Origin of the sequence: Aquabacterium sp. (genome assembly GCF_044226965.1) — a bacterium.
In the GTDB taxonomy this organism is placed as follows: Bacteria; Pseudomonadota; Gammaproteobacteria; order Burkholderiales; family Burkholderiaceae_C; genus Pseudaquabacterium.
In genome coordinates this window covers 18,588-34,759 of the sequence record NZ_JBGAGA010000065.1, presented here as the reverse complement: position 1 = coordinate 34,759, position 16,172 = coordinate 18,588, and the positions used below count along the sequence as shown (strand labels likewise).

Annotated in this window: 14 protein-coding genes and 1 pseudogene; 14 read left to right on the top strand and 1 reads right to left on the bottom strand. The window is 71.8% G+C overall.

The window, feature by feature from the left end; genetic code table 11:
- The 6 genes and pseudogenes from ACILR4_RS22690 to ACILR4_RS22665 all read left to right on the top strand — a co-directional run.
- The coding region (locus ACILR4_RS22690; protein WP_395703156.1) for a TonB-dependent receptor at positions 1-2,268 on the top strand (2,268 nt) is incomplete at its 5' end.
- On the top strand, positions 2,268-4,424 hold the full coding sequence (locus ACILR4_RS22685; RefSeq protein ID WP_395703155.1) for a GDSL-type esterase/lipase family protein: 2,157 nt from the start codon (positions 2,268-2,270) through the stop codon (positions 4,422-4,424). The genes ACILR4_RS22690 and ACILR4_RS22685, both read left to right, overlap by 1 nt.
- A 118-nt stretch (positions 4,425-4,542) precedes the next feature.
- Entirely contained in the window at positions 4,543-4,857 is a 315-nt protein-coding gene (locus ACILR4_RS22680; RefSeq protein WP_395703154.1) for a 2Fe-2S iron-sulfur cluster-binding protein, read from the top strand.
- A 33-nt stretch (positions 4,858-4,890) separates the two neighbouring features.
- Positions 4,891-5,178: pseudogene (locus ACILR4_RS22675) on the top strand (ferredoxin); the annotation flags it as partial.
- Positions 5,179-5,226: 48 nt separating this feature from the next.
- Positions 5,227-5,550 (top strand): 2Fe-2S iron-sulfur cluster-binding protein, encoded by a 324-nt coding sequence (locus ACILR4_RS22670; RefSeq protein ID WP_395703160.1) that lies wholly within the window; start codon positions 5,227-5,229, stop codon positions 5,548-5,550.
- Between the two features lie 30 nt (positions 5,551-5,580).
- Positions 5,581-6,357 carry a sulfite exporter TauE/SafE family protein gene (locus tag ACILR4_RS22665; RefSeq protein WP_395703159.1) on the top strand — a complete coding sequence of 259 codons (777 nt, stop codon included), beginning with the start codon at positions 5,581-5,583 and terminating at the stop codon, positions 6,355-6,357.
- 28 nt (positions 6,358-6,385) lie between these two features.
- On the opposite strand, the gene ACILR4_RS22660 is transcribed toward ACILR4_RS22665, so the two are convergent.
- Positions 6,386-7,120 carry a GntR family transcriptional regulator gene (locus ACILR4_RS22660; RefSeq protein WP_395703153.1) on the bottom strand — a complete coding sequence of 245 codons (735 nt, stop codon included), beginning with the start codon at positions 7,118-7,120 and terminating at the stop codon, positions 6,386-6,388.
- Positions 7,121-7,330: 210 nt separating this feature from the next.
- Between ACILR4_RS22660 and ACILR4_RS22655 the strand changes: the two genes are divergently transcribed.
- The 8 genes from ACILR4_RS22655 (at position 7,331) to ACILR4_RS22620 (ending at position 16,168) form a co-directional block, all read left to right on the top strand.
- On the top strand, positions 7,331-8,785 hold the full coding sequence (locus tag ACILR4_RS22655) for an aldehyde dehydrogenase family protein (RefSeq protein WP_395703152.1): 1,455 nt from the start codon (positions 7,331-7,333) through the stop codon (positions 8,783-8,785).
- A 39-nt stretch (positions 8,786-8,824) separates the two neighbouring features.
- A complete protein-coding gene (locus tag ACILR4_RS22650; protein WP_395703151.1) occupies positions 8,825-9,304 on the top strand; it encodes a heme-binding protein in 480 nt (159 codons plus the stop codon).
- Between the two features lie 13 nt (positions 9,305-9,317).
- A complete protein-coding gene (locus ACILR4_RS22645) occupies positions 9,318-10,346 on the top strand; it encodes a 2Fe-2S iron-sulfur cluster-binding protein (protein ID WP_395703150.1) in 1,029 nt (342 codons plus the stop codon).
- 5 nt (positions 10,347-10,351) lie between these two features.
- On the top strand, positions 10,352-11,827 hold the full coding sequence (locus ACILR4_RS22640) for a gamma-glutamyltransferase family protein (protein WP_395703149.1): 1,476 nt from the start codon (positions 10,352-10,354) through the stop codon (positions 11,825-11,827).
- 76 nt (positions 11,828-11,903) lie between these two features.
- Positions 11,904-12,863, top strand: a complete 960-nt coding sequence (locus ACILR4_RS22635) for a Bug family tripartite tricarboxylate transporter substrate binding protein (protein ID WP_395703148.1) — start codon at positions 11,904-11,906, stop codon at positions 12,861-12,863.
- Positions 12,864-12,909: 46 nt separating this feature from the next.
- A complete protein-coding gene (locus tag ACILR4_RS22630) occupies positions 12,910-13,680 on the top strand; it encodes a TenA family transcriptional regulator (protein ID WP_395703147.1) in 771 nt (256 codons plus the stop codon).
- 14 nt (positions 13,681-13,694) lie between these two features.
- Positions 13,695-14,615 carry an ornithine cyclodeaminase family protein gene (locus ACILR4_RS22625; RefSeq protein WP_395703146.1) on the top strand — a complete coding sequence of 307 codons (921 nt, stop codon included), beginning with the start codon at positions 13,695-13,697 and terminating at the stop codon, positions 14,613-14,615.
- Entirely contained in the window at positions 14,612-16,168 is a 1,557-nt protein-coding gene (locus ACILR4_RS22620; RefSeq protein ID WP_395703145.1) for a carboxylesterase/lipase family protein, read from the top strand. Before ACILR4_RS22625 ends, ACILR4_RS22620 begins: the two co-directional genes overlap by 4 nt.
- Positions 16,169-16,172: the final 4 nt, after the last annotated feature.

The window sequence follows — 16,172 nt, the reverse complement described above, 5'->3', positions numbered from 1 at the left end:
TCGGGCGCGTACTCCAAGCGCAACCTGTACGAGGAAGGCTTCAGCACCGTGCGCTGGGACAACGGCGCCTCCTCCGGCGGCTGGTGCGCCCCCACCGGCGTGACCAACAACCCCAGCAATTCCACCGCCACCACCTGCGGCCCGGCCGCGCAGGGCGTGGGCCGCCTGACCGGCACGCCGGACGCCATTGCCGCCTACGACGCCGCCAGGAGCGCCGGCAACTTCCACCCGCGGCTGCCGCGCTACGGCCGCTTGACGCACGAGCAGGAACGCATCGGCCTGACCACCTCGGTGCAGCTGAAGCCCCGCGAAGGCACGTTGCTGACGCTGGACGTGATGTACGCCAAGCTCGACGCGACGCGGCAGGAGGACTTCCTCGAAGCCATCTCGTTCAGCCGCAGCGCCGGGCAGGGCGGCAAGCCGCAGACCAGCGTGGTCGACACCGCCTACGGCTCCAATGGCGCACTGCTGTACGGCGTGTACAACGGCGTGGACGTCCGCGCCGAATCGCGCTTCGACAAGCTCACCACCACCTTCACCGAGCCGGCGCTCTCGCTGGAGCAGGACATCGGCGACACGCTGAAGCTCAAGGCCAGGCTGGGCCGGGCCGATTCGAAGTTCCGCAACCCGATCCAGACCACCACCACGCTCGATGCGTTGAACGTCAACGGCTACGCGATCGACTTTCGCGACAACGACCGGCTGCCCAAGATCAGCTACCCGTTCGACCCGGCGCAGGCGGGCGGTGCGCTCACGCTGGTGGGCGTGCCGCAGGTGGCCAGCGGCACGCAGCCGTCCACCGTCGCCAACACCACGACCAGCGAGATCCGCATCCGCCCGCAGGGTTCGGACAACCGCATCGACGTGGCCAACATGGACCTCACCTGGGATGCCATACCCGACAAACTGAGCGTCCGCGGCGGCATCGACTACAAGAAGTACGGCTTCTCGACCTACGAGTTCCGCCGCGTCAACCAGAACGACACGATCTTCGCGCCGCCGGCCGGCACCTCGGTGTCCAGCCTGACGACCATGCTGACCGGCTTCGGCAACGGCTTGAGCCTGCCGGCCGGCGCCATCACCAGCTGGGTGATCCCGAACCTGAACGCCATCGCCTCGGCCTACGACATCTACTGCAACTGCATCAAGAGCGGGCCTGCCGGCGGGCCGGGCGACTTCACGCTGTCGTCCATCACCAACGGCAATGCGCGCGGCAACAACCGCTCGGTGACCGAGACCGACACCGGCGGCTTCCTGATGGCCGAGTTCACCAGCAAGCTCGGCAGCATTCCGCTGCGCGGGAACGTGGGCGCGCGCTACGTCAAGACCAAGCAGCTGGCGCTGGGCTACCAGGCCAATGCCGGCGGCACCGAGGTCAGCGTCGAGAACAGCTACGACGACTGGCTGCCTTCGCTGAACCTGGCCGCCACGGTGGCCAAGGACGTCATCGTGCGCGTGGCCGCCGCCAAGGTGATGGCGCGGCCGCAGCTGGGCAACCTGAACCCCGGCGGCTCGATCAGCACCACCGGCACGCTGTCCATCACCGCCGGCAATCCGCTGCTCAAGCCCTTCCGCGCGAAGACCTACGACACCAGCTTCGAGTGGTACTTCCAGAAGAACGCCTTCCTCGGCGTGGGCCTGTTCCGCAAGGACATCGACACCTACATCCAGAGCCTGCGCACCAACATCCCGTACAAGGCCACCGGCCTGCCGATGTCGCTGCTGCCCAGCAACTTCACCGGCGACGAGGTGTTCCAGGTCACCACCCCGGTCAACACCCAGGGCGGCAAGCTCACCGGCTTCGAGATCAACTACCAGCAGCCGTTCACCTTCCTGCCCGGCATCGGCAAGAACTTCGGCACCCTGCTGAACTACACCCAGGTGAAGTCGAAGATCGCCTACCTGGTCTCGCCGACCAGCGCGACGACGATCACCGACGACCTGCTGAACCTGTCGCCGAAGTCCTGGAACGCCACGCTGTACTACGACGACGGCAAGTTCAGCGCGCGGGTCTCGGGCTCGTACCGCCAGGCCTTCCTGCAGCGCGTGCCGGGGCAGAACAACAACGACGTCGAAGGCAAGAACAGCACCACCAACGTCGACTTCTCGCTCTCCTACAAGTGGAACGACAAGCTCGAATTCACCTTCGAAGGCATCAACCTGACGAACGAGGCCAACGACCAGTTCATCAGCCGTGCGCGCAACAGCGCGGTGGTCTACAACGTGACCGGCCGCGAGTTCATGGCCGGCCTGCGCTACAAGTTCTGATGCGCTCCACGCTGGCCGCCGCAGCGGCTTTGCTGTTGGGCGCGGGCTGTGCGGCGCCGGTGATCGCGCCGGCGACAGCACCGGCACCGCCGCCCTCGCCGCTGGCCTTCCCCGGCGCCGAAGGGGCGGGCCGCTTTGCGCTCGGCGGGCGCGGCGGCCGGGTGATCGCGGTGACGAACTTGAACGACAGCGGCCCCGGGTCGCTGCGGGCGGCGGTGGAGGCCGACGGTCCGCGCACGGTGGTCTTCCACGTCTCCGGCACCATCGCGCTGAAGACCGAGCTGCGCGTGCGGCACGGGCGGCTGACGATCGCCGGGCAGACCGCCCCCGGCGACGGCATCACGCTGCGCGACCAGACGCTGACGATCGCGGCCGACGACGTGATCGTGCGCTACATCCGCTCGCGCCTGGGCGACGTGCTGAAGGTCGACGAGGACGCGATGGGCGTGGTGGCCGGGCGCCGCGTCATCATCGACCATGTGTCGACCAGCTGGTCCACCGACGAGACGCTGTCGGTCAGCGCGCGCTTCGACACGCCCGAGCGTTCGTTCGACGAGGTCACGGTGCAGTGGTCGATCATCAGCGAATCGCTGAACCGCAATGCCGGCAAGCCGCCGGGCGTCGAGCATGGCTTCGGCACGCTGCTGCGCGCCGGTCGCGGCGCCAAGGTCAGCATGCACCACAACCTGTGGGCGCACCATGTGGACCGCATGCCGCGGCCCGGCAACTGGCTCAAGCCCGAGGTGGACCCGGTGGGCGCGCTCTACGACTTCCGCAACAACGTGTTCTACGACTGGGGCCGCGAGCGCCCGGGCTACAACATGGACTTCCAGGGCACGCGTTCGAGCTACAACTTCATCGCCAACGCCTACGTGCCCGGCCCCTCCTCGAAGCGGCGCCTCGTCTTCGAGGAAAGCAGCCGCGAGGCCCGCGCCTGGTTCGAGGGCAACCTGATGGATGGCAGGCTGCCGGCCGACCCCTACAGCCTGGTGGTCGCGCACAAGGAACACCTGCCGCAGGGTCTGCCTTCTAACTACCGTCTGGAGCGTCCGCTGCAGATCGGCCCGGTGGCCACCACCAGCGCCGCGGTGGCCTACACCCAGGTGCTGGCCTGGGCCGGCGCGGCGTTGAAGCGCGATGCGGTGGACCAGCGCGTGATCGACGAAGTGCGCTACCGCACCGGCCGCATCATCGACAGCCAGACGGAGGTCGGCGGCTGGCCCGCGCTGGCCAGCGCGCCCGCGCCGCTGGACAGCGATGGCGACGGCATGCCCGACGACTGGGAGCGCGCCCATGGCCTGGACCCGCAGGACGCCAGCGACGGCGCACGCATCGATGCAAAGACCGGCACCACGCCGCTGGAGGCCTACCTGGCCAGCCTGGTCGCCGGCATCGGCCCGGGGCCCGGCGCCGCGGCGGCCGACACGCCGGCCCCGGCCCCGCAGACGCTGGGCGCCTTCGCCACGGTGCATCCGGCGCTGCACCTGGCGGGCGACTCGACGATGGCCGACAAGCCGCTGAGCCCGCCCTACCCCGAGCGCGGCTGGGGCCAGCTGTTCCGCACGCTGATGAAGGAGCCGCAGCGCCTGCTGAACCACGCCGCCAACGGCCGCAGCACCAAGCGCTTCATCGACGAAGGCCGCTGGGACCACCTGCTGTCGCAGCTGGCGCCGGGCGACTACGTGCTGCTGCAGTTCGGCCACAACGACGCGCGCATCGACGACCCCGCCCGCTACGCGCCGGCGCGCGGCGCCTACCAGGACAACCTGCGCCGCTTCGTGCGCGAGGTGCGCGCGCGCGGGGCGACGCCCTGGCTGGCCACGCCGCTGGTGCGCCGGCAGTTCGATGCCGCCGGCCGGCTGCGGGACACCCATGGCGACTACCCCGCGGCGATGCGCGCGGTGGCCGCCGAGCTGGACGTGCCGCTGCTGGACCTGCAGGCCGCCAGCGCCACGCTGCTGCAGGGACTGGGGCCCGCGGCCAGCCAGCCGCTGTTCGTGCGCATCGCACCCGGCCAGGTCGCGTCGCTGCCCGAAGGCAAGCAGGACAACACCCACTTCACCGAGACCGGTGCGCTGGCGATGGCCCGGCTGGCGGCCGAGGCGATGCAGCGCCTGCACCTGCCCGTGACGGATTGGCTGAGGCCGGGCCGGTGACCAGGGGCTTGGCGGCGCGAGGCCTTGGTCGTTTCGGCTATTTGGGATACAGTATCCCAACTTGACCCGAACCCAAGACCGCAAGCCCGCCTGCCGGCGGGCCCGCCGGAGACACCCGATGCCCACCGTCACGCTGCACAAGAACGGCCAGGTCCACCGCGGCGAGGTGCTGCCCAAGACCAACCTGGTCGTGCGGGCCGGCATCCGCCAGTTCCCCTACCCGGCGCTGCGCTACGAGTGCGGCATGGGCAAGTGCGCCAAGTGCGCCTGCCGCGTGCTGGCCGGGGCCGAGACGCTGCCCGCGCCGAACTGGAAGGAGAAGAAGCAGCTCGGCGCGCTGCTGGACGAAGGCTACCGCCTGGTCTGCCAGCTGTGGATCGAGCAGGACATCGAGCTGCTGCAGGACGCCGAGCCGCCGGTGCGCCCGGCCTGAACGCGCACGCCACCCCACCGCACACGAGGCCCCATGTACGTGATCCTGACCTCCAAGCCCGGCCAGTTCCGCACCGAGCCCGGCCCCGGGCTCGAGCCGGTCGAGCGCTACGACTACCTGTTCTTCGGCCGCTGCCGCGCGCGCTTCGTGATCGCCCGACTCGAGGGCGAGACCAAGGTGCGCATCGTCGACGAGGCCCCGCCGCCGGTGGTGAACCTGGTGCCCTCGAAGTTCCTGCCGAAGTTCGATTCGGTGGCCGCGGCGCGCGCCGAGCTGCAGCAGCTGGCCGACCGCGACGGCAGCGAGACGAAGCTCGTGCGCGTCGCCGAGCCGGCCCCCGCGCCCGCGCCGGCCGCGGCGCCGGACAAGGTGCGCGTCACCTTCCTCACCAATGGCGGCAAGGTGGCCACCGCCGCGCCGCAGAGCAACCTGCTGCGCGTCTCGCTGCGCGAGCAGGGCGGCATTCCGTTCAAGTGCGGCGGCGGGCTGTGCGGCACCTGCCACTGCACGATCGAGTCCGGCCTCGAGCACACCGACGCGGTCAAGGCCAAGGAGCGCAAGCTGCTGACCGAGGAAGAGCTGCGCCAGGGCCACCGGCTGGCCTGCCAGACATTCCTGAGCGGCGATGTCAGCGTCTCGTGGGTGCCGCTGGCGCAGCGCTCGGCCGCGGCCAGTGCGCGCACCACGTCCTAGCGCCTGATGGACACGGAGCCTTCGATGAGCATGGCCGCGGCTGCCTTCACCGCGTGGTGGCCCGCCACGCCACTGCCCGACTACCTGATGATGGCCGGCGTGGTGCTGGTGGGCGCCTGCCTGCAGGGCATCGGCGGCATCGGCTTCGCGATGTTCTCGGCGCCGGTGGCGGGGCTGTTCTTCCCGTCGCTGGCACCGGGCCCGCTGCTGGCGCTGGGCGGCAGCGTCTCGCTGCTGGCCGCGCTGCGCGAGCGCCGCTCGATCGACTGGCGCATGGCCGGCGTCACGCTGCTGGGCCGCGTCACCGGTACCGCCGCGGCCGGTGCGGTGCTGCTGGCACTGTCCGCGCGCATGCTCACGCTGATGTACGGCAGCCTGCTGCTCGCGGCGGTGGCCGCCAGCTACGCCGGCTGGCGCGTGCAGCCCACGCGGCGCAGCATGGCCGCGGCCGGCCTCGTCTCGGGGCTGATGGGCACCATCACCTCGGCCGGCGCGCCGCCCTTCGCCATCGTGATGCAGCGGCTCGATCCAGCGCGGCTGCGCGCCACGGTGGGCTGCATCCTGGCCGCCGGTGGGCTGGTCTCGCTGGGCCTGCTGACGGCGGTCGGGCGCTTCGGTGCGCCGCAGCTGGCGCTCAGCGCTTCGCTGGCGCCGTGGATGGTGGCGGGATTCCTGCTCTCGGGGCCGCTGACCGGCCGCGTCTCGTCGGGCCAGGTGCGGCACCTGCTGCTCGGGCTGGCCGGGCTGGGTGCCGCCGGCATCCTGGTGAAGGCGCTGCTGGGTGCGGCCGCCGTGGCGGCGGCCTGAACGCAGCCTATCGTGCGCCGTGCGTGACCTAACGCGCGCCGCTGCGGCGCCGCGGGCGGGGCTCGGGTTCGCTGGCGGCATCGGCCTGCTCGCGCGCCGCAGCCGCCCCCGCCGGCAGCGCCTGCGCCGCGGCATGCACGTGGCGCGCGGCCAGCAGGCCGGCCAGCTCGGCATCGCCGGCCACCACGGCACGCACGATGGCCGCATGCTCTTCCCAGTTCTCTCGTGCGCGCTTCTTGCTGTGCGGCGCGAAGATCAGCGCAGTGCGTTCGCGCAGCGAGCGCACCAGGTCGCGCAGCACCGAGTTGTCTGCCGCACTGGCCAGTGCCTCGTGGAAGCTGGCGTTGTCCTCGTGCAGCTGGGCCGGGTCGGTGCCCTCGGCCACCTTCGCGCCGGCCGCGACGATCTGCTCCAGCCGCGCCAGCTGCTGCTTGTCGTGGCGCTTGGCGGCGAGCTTGGCGTTCAGCGCCTCCAGGGTCGCGCGCACCTCGACGATCTCGCGGATCTGCTCGTCGCTGAAGGTCGTGACGGTGGCGCCGCGGCGCGGCTCGATCGTCACCACGCCCTCGGCCGCCAGCGCGCGCAAGGCTTCGCGCACCGGCATGCGCGAGACGCCCAGTTCATCGGACAGCTTGGCTTCGACCAGGCGCTCGCCCGGGGCGAATTCGCCACTCAGGATGCGCTCGCGGATCGCGTTCATCACCACCTTGTTCAGCGGTGCGTGTGAAGCGCCCAGCTTCTCCAGCCTGACCTCGGAAATCATCGGCGCGGCCCTCCTGTGGCCCTGGCTCGGGTTGCGCACCACCACGGCGCGGCGGCGCGATGTTAGTGCATACAGTCGACGAATCGGCAATGCGTGCCCCGCCGGGATTGTCGAGCCTCCCACTGCGACAGGCAGTTGACATGCCGCAAACTTGGGATACAGTATACCGTCATGACGTTTGATCCCCGGCAAAGCAAGGCAAGCATCCCCATGGCAACCGCCGATACTTTCCTGAACCTGATCGCTGGCACCTGGGCACCTTGCCGCAGCGGCCGCAGCTTCGACAACCTGAACCCGGCCGACACGCGCGACGTGGTCGGCCGCTTCCAGGCCTCGGCGGCCGAGGATGCGCAGGCCGCCGTCAGCGCCGCCGCGCAGGCCTTCGCCGGCTGGCGCGCCACGCCGATCGGCAAGCGCGCCAAGGTGCTGTCGGCCGCGGCCGACTACCTGGAGGCCCATGTCGAGCCCTTCGCCGCCGAGCTGACGCGCGAGGAAGGCAAGGCCCTGGCGCTGGCGCGCGACGAGTTCCTGCGCGCCGCGCAGACGCTGCGCTTCTATGCCATCGAAGGCCAGACCTTCGGCGGCGAGACGCTGCCCAACGACGACCCGCAGATGCTGGTCTACACGCTGCGCGAGCCGCTCGGCGTGGTCACCGTGATCTCGCCGTGGAACTTCCCGGTGTCGATCCCGGCGCGCAAGATCGCGCCGGCGCTGATCACCGGCAACACGGTGGTGTTCAAGCCCTCGTCGGAAGCGCCGCTGTCGGGCCTGCGCCTGGCCGAGGCGCTGGTGCAGGGCGGCGTGCCGGCCGGCGTGCTGAACTTCATCACCGGCCGCGCCGGCGATGTCGGCCCCGCGATCACCGAAGACCCGCGCGTGCGCGCCGTCTCGTTCACCGGCTCCACCGCGGCCGGCCAGCAGATCCACCGCGCGGTGCCGCTGACCACCCGCACGCAGATGGAACTCGGCGGCAAGAACCCGCTGATCGTGATGGACGACGCCGACCTCGATCTGGCCGTCGACCTGGCGGTGAAGGGCGGCCTGTCGCTCAGCGGCCAGGCCTGCACCGGCACCAGCCGGCTGCTGGTGCACCGCGCGGTGAAGGCGGCGTACACCGAGAAGCTGCTGGCCCGGTTCAAGACGCTGAAGATCGGCAGCGGCATGACGCCCGGCATCGACATCGGCCCGCTGGCCTCGGCGCGCCAGCTCGACAGCGTGCTGGGCTACATCGACGCCGGCAAGCGCGAGGCCACGCACCTGGTCGGCGGCGAACGGCTCACCCAGGGCGAGTTCGCGCACGGCCACTACGTGAGTCCGGCGCTGTTCACCGACGTACAGCGCGGCATGGTCATCGAGCGCGAGGAGATCTTCGGCCCGGTGCTCGCGATCATCGAGGTGGCCGACTATGCCGATGCGGTGGCCCAGGCCAACGACACGCCCTACGGCCTGGCCGCGGCCATCGCCACGCGCAACCCGAAGACCATGCATGCCTTCGAGCGCGACATCGAGGCCGGCACCGTGAAGATCAACCGCACCACCACCGGCAACCTGGTCAACGCGCCCTTCGGCGGGCTGAAGTCCTCCAGCACCTCCACCTTCCGCGAATCGGGCCGCACCGGGCTCGAGTTCTACACCCAGGTCAAGACCGTCTACCGCGGCTGCTGAAGCACCGACCGGCGGCCGCTCATTTCCGGAGTCATCCCCTTGAAAACCACCCTGAAGCTGCAACTGGCCGAAGCGCGCCAGATGGTGCAGGCCGCGATCGCCCGCGCCGTCGAGATCGGCGTCACCGAAAGCATCTGCATCGTCGACGACGGCGGCTACCCGCTGCTGCTGGAGCGCATGGACGGCGCCCGCATCACCGGCCCGCAGATCGCCTGGAACAAGGCCTTCACCGCGGCCGGCCACAAGCGCTCGACCCACCTGTTCACCACGCCGCCGAACGGCCCGGCGCTGCCCGGCAACGAGGCCTTCGGCATCCAGTGGAGCTTCGAAGGCCGCTTCGCCGCCTTCGTCGGCGGCTTCCCGATCGTCGTCGACGGCGAGGTGATCGGTGGCGTCGGCCTGAGCGGCGGCAACGGCGAGCAGGACACCGCCTGCGGCGTGGCCGCGCTGGCCGCGCTGCAGCAGCTGCTGGAACCGCAGGGCCTGCGCGTGCTGGTGCAGGCCGACATCAAGAAGTAAGGCCCGCCCCGCCATGACCCGCCCGTTCCGCGTCACCGTGCAGCCCGGCGCTGCCAGCTTCGAGGTGCAGCCCGAGGAATCGGTGCTCGACGCCGCGCTGCGCCAGGGCGTGCCACTGGCGCATGAATGCACCTTCGGCGGCTGCGGCACCTGCCGTGTCGCGCTGCTCGAAGGCCAGGTGCGCTACGACGAATGGCCGCTCGCCTTGAGCGATGGCGAGGCCGCCGCCGGCTTCGCGCTGATGTGCCAGGCCCGCGCCTGCAGCGACCTGGTGATCGACGCCGAGCCGCGACCGGCCGGCGCCGCCGAGCCGGTGCACACACGGGCCGTGGTGCGGGCGGTCACGCCCGTCACCGACAGCGTGATCCATCTCGAACTCGAACTGCCCGACCTGCCCGCGCTGCAGTACGTGCCCGGCCAGCACCTGAACATCCTGCTCGGCGACGGCGTGCACCGCAGCTTCTCGATGGCCTCGGCACCCGCCGGCCACCGGGTGGACCTGCACGTGCGCCGCATTCCGGGCGGCCACTTCACCGACGGCGTGCTGCCGCAGCTGCAGCCGGGCGCGGTGCTGGAGGTCGAGCTCCCGCTCGGCCGCTTCCACTGCCGCACGCAGGACTACCGCCCGCTGCTGATGGTGGCCACGGGCACCGGTATCGCGCCGATCAAGAGCATGCTCGAGGCGCTGCTGGACGACCCGGACTGCCCGCCGGTGTGGCTGTACTGGGGCATGCGCGACGAGCGCGACCTGTACCTCGACGAACTGCTGCGCTCGTGGCAGGGCCGGCTCTACGAATTCAGCTACGTGCCCGTGCTCTCGCGCGCCGGCAGCGGCTGGACCGGCCGCCGCGGCCATGTGCAGCAGGCGGTGCTGGAAGACCTGCCGGACCTGTCCGAGCACGGCATCTACCTGTGCGGATCGCCGGCGATGATTGCCGAGGCCAAGCAGGCCTTCGTGCAGCACGGCGCCGACCCGCGCCACCTGCATGCCGACGGCTTCAGCTTCCAGCAGGCAGACCACACGAGCGTCGCAATCGCATGACGACGATGACCTCCTCGAACGACGCGCCCTCGTCCTGGGGCGTGCTCGCGACACAGGCGATGGTCGCCAGCGGCCACCCGCTGGCCGCCGCGGCGGCGCGCGACATGCTGCGCGCGGGCGGCAGTGCGGTCGACGCAGCCATCGCCGCCGATGCGGTGATGGGTGTGGTCGAGCCGATGGCCACCGGTGTCGGCGGCGACCTGATGGCGATGCTGGTGCAGCCCGACGGCACGGTGCTGGCCTACAACGGCAGCGGCCGCGCGCCGCAGGCGCTGGACCTGGACGCGGTGCGCGCACTGCCGCAGGGCCGGATCCCGGAGCGCCATGTGCTGTCGGTCACCACGCCCGGCGCGGTGCGGGGCTGGAGCGACCTGCACGCGCGCCACGGCCGGCTGCCGCTGGCCCGGTTGCTGGCACCGGCGATCGAGGCCGCGCGCCACGGCTACCCGCTGGGCGCGGTGGCCGCGCGCGAATGGGCCTGGTTCGACGGCGTGCTGCATGCCGACCCGGTCACCGCGGCGCTGTACCGTGCCGGCCGGCCGCCGCAGGCCGGCGAACGGCTGAGCAATCCTGCGCTGGCCTCGGTGCTGGCGGCCATCGCCGAGGGCGGGGCCGCGGCGTTCTACGAAGGCGCGCCGGCGCGCGCCGCGGCGGCCGCCTGCCGGGCGCGCGGCGGCGTTCTCGCGGCCGCTGACTTTGCGCGTCATGCCGGCGAGTTCGTCACGCCGCTCGCCGCGCGCTTCCGCGGGCTGACCATCCACGAATGCCCGCCCAACACGCATGGCCTGGCGGTGCTGTCGGCGCTGGACGAACTGGACGCGCTGGCGCTCGAGGCCGACGACCCGGCCACCACGCTGGCCGCGGTCGAGGCCATGGGCCGCGGCCTGGCCCGCGCCAAGGCCACCGTGGCCGATCCGGCCGGCAACACCGTGTGCACTGTCGTGGTCGATGCCAGCGGCCTGGCCGTCACGCTGATGTCCAGCCTGTTCAAGCGCTTCGGCTCGGGCATCGGCGTCGCCGGCTGCGGATTCGTGCTGCAGAACCGCGGCTTCGGCTTCGCCGCACCGGGCCAGCTCAACGGCGCGGCGCCAGGCCGCCGGCCTTACCACACCGTGATCCCGGCGGCGGCCACGTGCGAAGGCCGCTTCCATGCCGCGTTCGGCGTGGTCGGCGGCGCGATGCAGCCGCAAGGCCACCTGCAACTGCTGCTGCGCGTGGCCGCGCAGGGCATGCCGCTGCAGCAGGCGCTGGACGCGCCGCGCTGGCGGCTCGAATCGGCGCGCGAACTGGCCATCGAGCCCGGCATGCCGGCCGCGCTGGCAGACGCACTGCGGGCCGCCGGCTATGCCGAGCCGCAGGGCGCCGGCGAGCTCGGCGGCCGCAGCGATTTCGGCGGTGCGCAGGCCGTGCTGCGCCTGCCGGACGGCCTGCTGGCCGGTGCCTCCGACCGCCGCAAGGACGGCTGTGCCCTCGGACTTTGATCAACACCCCCCTGCCATGAACACCTCCCCGACCCATCCCCCCGTCACCCCCGCACCGGCCCAAGGAGCCCTGCCCATGAAGCTGCTGAACCAGATCGCCACCGCCGGCCTGCTGTCGCTGACCGCGCTGTCCGCGTGGAGCCAGACCTATCCCGACAAGCCCGTCAAGGTCGTCGTCACCACCGTGCCCGGCCCGCTCGATGCCTTTGCCCGCGCGGTACTCGAGCAGATGCAGAGGCGGCTGAAGCAGCCCTTCGTCGTCGAGAACAAGGCCGGTGCCGGCGGCAACCTGGGCGCCGACATCGTCGCCAAGTCGCCGGCCGACGGCTACACGCTGCTGTTCGCGCTGGACACCACCTTCACGGTGAACCCCACGCTCTACAAGAAGATGCCCTTCGACGTGACGAAGGACTTCGTGCCGATCGCGGTGCCGGTCACCTACAGCCAGGCGCTGGCGGTGAACCCGAACCTGAAGGTGGCCAGCGTGGCCGACTTCGTGAAGCTGGCCAAGGACAAGCACCTGACCTATGCCTCCGGCGGCAACGGCTCGCCCAGCCACCTGACGATGGCCGCCTTCATGGCCACCGCGGGCCTGGACATGACGCACGTGCCGTACAAGGGCACCGGCGCCTCGGTCATCGACGTGATGGCCGGCCAGGTGGACTCGGTGTTCGCGGTGGGCAGCGGCATCCTGCCGCAGGCCAAGGCCGGCAAGCTGCGCGCCTTGGCCGTCAGCGGTGACAAGCGTTCCGGCGCGGCGCCCGAACTGCCGACCATCGCCGAGAGCGGCTTCCCCAGCTTCAACGCCAGCTTCGCCTACGCGCTGCTGGCGCCGGCCGGCACGCCCGAGCCCATCGTCAAGCTGCTGGCACGCGAAGTGGAACTGGCGATGAACACGCCCGAGGTGAAGGAGCTCAACCGCCAGGCCGACTACACCGCCACCGGCCTGACCCAGCCGCAATCGGCCGCCTGGCTGGCCGATGCCCGGCACCGCTGGGCCGAGGTGATCCGCAAGTCCAACATCACCGCCGACTGAGTCGACCCCCTTCTTTTTTGACGTACCGAGAGACAAGGAGCCCCCCATGGCCGAACTGATGAGCAAGGAAGCGTTCCGCACCGCACTGGAGAACGCGATCAAGGGCAAGAGCGCGAACAAGGCGCCGTTCTCGATCGCCTGGGCCAGCGGCAAGTTGAGCCGCGCGCACCTGGCGCGCTGGGCCGAGAACCACTACCACTACGTCGGCCCCTTCGCCGACTACCTGGCCTACATCTACGCCCGCACCATCGACAACGGCGCCTTCACCGAGGCCAAGGACTTCCTGCTGTCGAACATGTACGAGGAAGAGATCGGCGGCGACCGCCACACCGACCTGCTGATCCGCTTTGCCGAAGCCTGCGGCACCACGCGCGAGCGTGTCGTCGACCCCGACAACATGTCGCCCACCACGCGCGGCCTGCAGAGCTGGTGCTACGCGGTGGCGATGCGCGAAGACCCGGTGGTGGCGGTGGCCGGCCTGGTGGTGGGCCTGGAATCGCAGGTGCCCTCGATCTACCGCCGGCAGACGCCCACGCTGCGCTCGGCCTACGGCTTCAGCGACGAGGAGCTGGAGTTCTTCGACCTGCACATCGTGTCCGACGAGATCCACGGCGAACGCGGCTACCAGATCGTGCTGCAGCATGCCGACACGCCCGAGCTGCAGCAGCGCTGCCTGAAGATCTGCGAGATCGGCGCGCAGATGCGGCTGCTCTACACCACCGCGCTGTACCACGACTACGTGGCGCACGAGCTGCCGATGTCCGAGCTGACCAGCGCCAGCGTGCCGGTGCAGGACGCCGCGCTGGTGCAGGCCTGAGCACGCGGCCCGCGATGCGCCACTTCACCGACGCCGAGGTCGACGCGCTGGTCGACGGTCCCGCCGCGCAGGCAGCGCTGCGCGAGGCCTTCGTCGACTTCGCGCACGAGCAGGCCGCGGTGCAGACCCGCGTGCGCACCGAGGCCGGTGGCGTCAAGCTCTCGACCCTGGGCGCGGTGCTGCCGGCCCGCGGCGTGCTGGGCGCCAAGGTGTACTCGACGATCGCCGGCCGCTTCAACTTCGTCATCGTGCTGTTCGACGCCGTTGGCGGCCAGGTGCTGGCCACCTTCGACGCCGGCGCGCTGACCCGACTGCGCACCGCGGCCACCACGGTGCTGGCGGCGCAGGTGCTGGCCCGGCCCGATGCCGCGCGCCTGGCCGTCTACGGCCTGGGTGTGCAGGGCCGCGAGCATGTGCGCCAGCTGGCCGCCGCCTATCGCCTGAAAGACGTGGCCGTGCACGACCCCTGGGCCGCACCGGAAGCGGTGGCCACGCTCGAACGCGAGATCGGCGTGCCGATCCGCCTGGCCGCGGCCGATGCCGCGCTGGCGGGTGCTGACCTGATCGTCACCGCCTCGCGCTCGACGACGCCGCTGTTCGATGGCGCGCGCATCGGCCCCGGCAGCTTCGTGGCCGCCATCGGCTCCAGCCTGCCCGGCACGCGCGAGCTGGACGATGCCGCGCTGCGCCACGCCGCCTGCATCGCGGTGGACTGGCCGGCACAGGCCTGTGCCGAGACCGGCGACCTGTTGCTGGCCGACCCGGCCGCGCTGCAGGGCAAGCTGGTGGCGCTGGCCGACGTGCTGGCCGGCCGCGCGCCAGGCCGGCGGCATGCCGACGAGATCACGCTGTACAAGTCGGTGGGCATCGGGCTGCAGGACATCGCGCTGGCCGGGCTGGCCTGGCGGCGCGCCCAGGCGGCGGCCGCCCCATGACGCCGCGGGACGTCGAACTGCCCGAGGGCCGCCTGCGCGGGCAGGTGCAGGCCGGCGTGGCGCGCTGGCTGGGCGTGTCGTACGCGCAGGCCCCGCTGCACGCGCTGCGCCTGCGCGCGCCGCGCCCGCCGCAGCCCTGGCGCGGCCTGCGCGATGCCCTGCTGCCCGGCCCGGCCTGCCTGCAGGTGCTGGCAGGGCCGCAGACCTGGCTGAACCCGCCGCTGGCGGCCACCGCCGAAGACTGCCTCACCCTGAACATCTGGGCCCCGGCCGAGCCCAGCGCCGCGCCGGCGCCGGTGCTGCTGTGGTTCCACGGCGGCGCCACGCGCAGCGGCCATGGTGCGTCACCAGCCAGCGACGGCAGCCGCCTGGCGCGGCAGCACGGGCTGGTCGTGGTGACGGTGAACTACCGGCTCGGCGCACTGGGCGGCCTGGCGCATCCGCTGCTGGAAGACGACCTGAGCGGCCAGTGCGCCAACTGGGGCCTGCAGGACAAGCTGGCCGCGCTGGCCTGGGTGCACCGCTCGATCGCGGCCTTCGGCGGCGACCCGTCGCGCATCACGATCGGCGGGCAGTCTTCGGGCGCGGCCAACGTCGCGCTGATCGTGCAGCACGGGCTCGATGGCGGCCGCGCGGCCCGCGCGATCGTGCAGAGCCCGCCGCTGTTCCGCACGCCGATGTTCGCGACGCTGGACGAGGCGGCCGAGTACACCGAGCTGCTGGCGCACGCGCTGGACGTCACGGTGCCGGGTCTGCGCACGGTCGAGGGCGCCCGGCTGCAGCAGGCCGAGCACGCGCTGGCGCACTCGCCCGAGCTGCTGGCCCGCATGGCGCGCCCGCGCACGGCCCCGGTGCTGGACGGCCGCCTGCTGCGCGCCTGGTCGCACGACGCGCCGGTGGCCACGATGCCGGTGCTGGCCGGCTGGACCGCGACCGAATCGGACTTCTGGTTCAAGCTGCACGATGACGCCGGGCACCGGCTCTCGCCGCTGGCGGCGCCGACGGCGGACGCGTTCGCCGCCCGCGCGGCCAAGCTGATCGCCCTGCACCATGCCTTCCCGGACCGGCCCCCCGCCGCCGACTGGGCGACCCATTACGCCCCGCCGGGGCGCGACCCCGCGCAGGCCTGGCAGGCGCTGTACACCGACCTCGTGTTCCGCGCACCGACCGCGCACTGGCTGGCGCGCCATGCGCGCGCCGGCACACCGGCCTGGGGCTACGCGTTCGCGCAGCCGATCGCCAGCGCCGACGGCGGCACGCCGCACGCGGCCGACGTGCCCTTCGTGTTCGGCACCGTCGCGCATCCGCACCTGGCGCCGAAGATCGGCGAGCTCGACGCGGCCGAGCGCACGTCCGACGCGACGCGCGCCGCCTGGAGCGCCTTCGTGCGCGACGGCGATCCGGGCGCGGCCGCCGGCACGCCGTGGCCGCGCTTCGATGACGTTAGCCCGCGGGTGATGCAGTTCGGCGGCGAGGCGGTGGCACAGGTGCAGCCGCTGGACCGCGCCGAGGCGCTGGCCTGCTGGCCGGGCTACGCGCTGGCGGGCGGCTGAGGGC